This is a genomic window from Syntrophorhabdaceae bacterium (assembly GCA_028713955.1).
Lineage (GTDB): Bacteria > Desulfobacterota > Syntrophorhabdia > Syntrophorhabdales > Syntrophorhabdaceae > UBA5609.
In genome coordinates this window covers 1-4,057 of sequence record JAQTNJ010000059.1, presented here as the reverse complement: position 1 = coordinate 4,057, position 4,057 = coordinate 1, and the positions used below count along the sequence as shown (strand labels likewise).

The 4,057-nt window shown below is 47.9% G+C and carries 6 protein-coding genes; 2 read left to right on the top strand and 4 right to left on the bottom strand.

Annotated features, from left to right (window positions below; genetic code table 11):
- The 4 genes from PHU49_07025 to PHU49_07010 all read right to left on the bottom strand — a co-directional run.
- On the bottom strand, positions 1-869 hold an 869-nt coding region (locus PHU49_07025; GenBank protein MDD5243754.1), incomplete at its 3' end, for a glycosyltransferase family 9 protein.
- A gap of 46 nt (positions 870-915) precedes the next feature.
- Entirely contained in the window at positions 916-1,341 is a 426-nt protein-coding gene (locus PHU49_07020; protein MDD5243753.1) for a thioesterase family protein, read from the bottom strand.
- 10 nt (positions 1,342-1,351) lie between these two features.
- Positions 1,352-2,227, bottom strand: a complete 876-nt coding sequence (locus PHU49_07015) for a radical SAM protein (protein ID MDD5243752.1) — start codon at positions 2,225-2,227, stop codon at positions 1,352-1,354.
- Positions 2,224-2,505 (bottom strand): septum formation initiator family protein, encoded by a 282-nt coding sequence (locus PHU49_07010; GenBank protein ID MDD5243751.1) that lies wholly within the window; start codon positions 2,503-2,505, stop codon positions 2,224-2,226. The genes PHU49_07015 and PHU49_07010 overlap by 4 nt, the downstream gene beginning before the upstream one ends.
- Positions 2,506-2,766: 261 nt before the next feature.
- Between PHU49_07010 and PHU49_07005 the strand changes: the two genes are divergently transcribed.
- Both PHU49_07005 and PHU49_07000 read left to right on the top strand, forming a co-directional pair.
- Positions 2,767-3,693 carry a serine hydrolase gene (locus tag PHU49_07005; protein ID MDD5243750.1) on the top strand — a complete coding sequence of 309 codons (927 nt, stop codon included), beginning with the start codon at positions 2,767-2,769 and terminating at the stop codon, positions 3,691-3,693.
- Positions 3,694-3,698: 5 nt separating this feature from the next.
- On the top strand, positions 3,699-4,057 hold a 359-nt coding region (locus PHU49_07000; protein ID MDD5243749.1), incomplete at its 3' end, for a M48 family metalloprotease.

Genomic DNA, 4,057 nt, shown 5'->3' with positions numbered 1-4,057 from the left:
ATAATATTGTTCAGCCCATAAGGTGCGTTTACCTTAACATCTGTCGGTCCGAAGATCGCCACCACCGGTGTCTGTGCTGCGGAAGCAAGGTGCATGACACCGGTATCGCCGCCTACATACATATCGACCTTTTCGAGCAGCGCGTAAAGCTGGGGGATATTTGTGGGGCAAGCCAAAAAGGCACTCTCTCCGGCCATCGCCTTAAGCCGTTCCGCTTCTTCTTTCTCTCCCGGACCCCAGAGAATCAATGTCTGTGCGCCCATATAATCCTTTACCCTCACGATTAATCGTGAATACCGCTCTATCGGCCATCGCTTAAAACCCGTTCCCTTACTGGAGAAAGGATTCATGGCAAATACCGGTGACCGGGCGCCTGTTTGCTGAAAAAACGTATCGATATACACATAGGCACTATCAGGCGCCTTGAGTATTACCTCCGGTACGGTATCGCCTGCCCCGAGATAGCGCGCCATGAGCATGTTCTTGTCCACTTTGTGCATTCTCCTGTCTGTGCCGTGGACGCGCTCCCCGTAAAAGAGGTGACTCTTCTCCTTGGCATGCATGGCGTTAAAGCCGATCTTCCTGTCTCCCCGCGCGAACGCAGCGATCAGCGCGCTCTTGATGATACCGTGAAAGTCAATGATGCAATCATAGTGGTCCTTTCTCAGGCGCGCGAGAAAACTTTTCATCTCACGGGCGACGCCGAAGGGGTTCCCGGCCTTTAGTCCATCCTGAAGGCGACCCCTCGGAAACTGTATCACCTTATCGATGAATGTCTGGCAGGAAAGCAGCTCGCCAACGGGTCCTTCAACAAGCCATGTAATACGCGCATCGGGAAAATGGTCTCTTATGGCCTTTACAGCAGGCATGCACATCAGTACATCCCCGAGGGAGCTCAACCGGATAACAAGGATATTACCTGGCGTCGACATCTCTCAGGACATTGAAAAGATACTGGGGGATAAGAACAGGTTTTTTGTTTGTATTGAGACAAACGTGCCTTGTTTTACCTTCAACAATGAGGTTCCCGTCATGGTATATGATGTAATGGAACGTAAGCCCCCTTGATTTCAACTCCGATATTCTCGTTTTCACGATAAGGAGGTCATCGTAAGCGGCGGTATTGTAATACTTCACTTCCATGCCGACCACAACAAGGTAGTAACCCATGTCCTCGAATTCCCTGTAGGTGAAGCCTTTCTCTCTCATATATTCACTTCTTCCCATCTCGAAGAAGATCGGATAATTTCCATAATAGACGATGCCCATCTTGTCGGTGTCGGCATATCGCACCCTTACCGGCACATCGACAAATCCTGATTCGCGATCACGTGCATGCATAGATTATGACCTAAAGAGCTCTCATAAATTCCGGCCTCAGAAGGGACGGATCTCTCTTTTCAAGGACGTGCTCTATTGCCTTCAATGTCTTCTCTTTTTCTTCCGGAAGCCATGCCTTCACGGGGAGATAATTAGAGGCATGGTTTGAGGCAAAGTATGTATGGGTGACATTGGTGTTTTTGATCATAGTTGCCAGTTCCTCCAGGAGCATGTACGGATCGGGAACCTTGAATGTGCCTTTCTTTACCTCTTCGGCCAGTGGAGTGCCCGGGACGACGATAACGCTCAGGGCCCCGGCGTAGTCGGGTTCTATCCTGCTTAAGAATTTCCCCGTCTCTTCAGCGTGGATCCGGCTCCTCTCAACCCCTCCCAGGCCGAGAAGGACCGTGACGGAGAGGATAATGCCGGCGTCCTTCACCCTCCGGGATGCCTCCGCTGTCTTGTCGAGGACCGTTCCTTTGCAGACCCTGTCGAGGGTAACCTGGTCGCCAGATTCTACACCCAGATATATAATCCCAACACCAAGCCCTTTTAAGGTTTTTAATTCCTCAACGGATTTTTTGAGGATCGATTTTGTGTTTCCGTAGATGCCGATCCTCTCAAGGCGCGGGAAGGAATCTTTTATAAGCTGAATGATCGGGACAAGTCTTTTCTGCGGGATGATGAGCGCATCGCCGTCGGCGATAAAGACCTTCCGTATATAACGGGCAAACTGCTTTGCCTCTTCAACGTCCTCTTTGACCTCTTCAAAGGATCTGACCCTGAATTTCTTATCTTTAAAAGAACCGCAGAATGTACATTTATTGTGAGAACAGCCGATCGTTACCTGTAATATCAAACTGTCCGCCTCGCTTGGCGGCCTGTAAATTGCTCCTTCGTATTTCATCTTTCAATCCTGTATAACCTCTCTCCTTCCCGAACAAGCCCGTATTTCTTGCGGGCAACCTCCTCGAGATATTGATCGTCCTTCTGTAGTTTTTCCAGCTCCTGCAACAATGCCGCATTCTCCTTCTCGGTCTTCTGAATTGAAACGCGTACAGATTTGATGGAGCTTTTCATTTTAATAAATCCAAAAACACCGCCTTCCGCGAAGACGAGTTGAAACAACAACGCGCCAAGGAGAACAATAAAACTGTAACGTCTTACTACTGCATCTTCAAACATATTATGTATCTATATTAATGGTAAGAAGACAAAATGTCAACCTTTATAAAGGCAGTCCATCATTGGCAGTTCATAGCGGAGAGCAAAGAGCAAAGAGCGGAGAGCGCTATATCCGTCAGGTGGCAGACGTGAGAGGTCGATAAATATTTTTTAATAAATACGGTTTGTTATCCGTGAAACATAGAGGAATTTATAACACTATCTCTGCTTTGCATTAAAATCTCTTGTCAAGTTTGGAAAAATAATATATAAGAGTAGATAGTGATACACTTTTTTCTCATCCTTTTTTTGCTCCTGCCGTCATTTCTCTTTGCAGGTGAAACCATTACAGCGAGCTCGTACATTCTTGTTGAAAAAGAATCCTTCGACATCATTGCGGGCAGGAACTACCACACGAGATTGGCCCCTGCCAGCACGACAAAGGTGATGACAACACTCCTGGCAATAGAAAAGATCAACACAGAGGAGACGATCATACCGGATAAAAAGACAGCCAGCCTCCCGGCTTCGAAGATGGATCTCGTACCCGGAAAACAATACAGGGCTATCGATCTGATGACCGGCGCAATGGTAGAGTCTGCAAATGACGCTGCCTACGCCCTTGCAAAATATATCGGCGGCAGTGAAGAGGACTTTGCGCGCATGATGAATGACAGGGCGAACGAGATGGGCGCACTTGACACCCATTTTAAGAATGCCTCCGGCCTCTATGTCCATGGTCAGTACACCACCAGCTATGATCTGGCGTTGATCTTCAAGAATGCCTTATCGAACGATATATTCAGAGAACTGATCGCAAAGAAGTATTTTTTCTTTCATGACAGCCGGAGGAATGTCCGGTTCAAGAACCACAACAGGTTTCTTTTCTGTTTCGAACCGGCAATTGGAGGGAAGACAGGGTTTACCAGGAGATCGAAACACTGCTACGTAGGCGCCTTTGAAAGAGACGGCAAGACCTACATCCTGTCGCTTCTCAACAGCCGTGATCTTTGGGGCGATGCGGTGCTGATACTGGGCAACCTCTATGACCGGTTGCCCTCTGATGAAGAGCTGCGTTCAGCAAGGGCCTGTTCTGTGTCGCTCTCATCATACAAACCGAAAAATAAGAAAAAGACCGCAACAAAAAAGACCGCAACAAAAAAGAGATATAAAATTGTCAAAAAGGGCACGAAAAAACCTGTCAAGTAAGGCCCATGAATCTTAGACGCCTATTTTTCATACCATTCCTTCTTTCTTTTACCCTTCTGGCTCACTCAGCATACGGATTAACAATAAGCGAGGAAAAGAAGTACGGTAAAGAGGTCTTTGCGGAGATATCGCGGTCCGCAACGATTAACAACGACCCCTACGTATCCATCTATGTCCAGGAAATAAAAAGCCGGCTGGAAGATGTTGCTGGTCTGCCTTTCCCTGTGGTGCTGACGATCATTGAGTCAGGTACGGTTGATGCCTTTGCAACGGTGGGTGGTTATGTCTTTATCACTACAGGGCTCATAGGAGAGTGTGACAGGGAGGAAGAGCTTGCAGGTGTCATGGCGCACGAGTTTGCACA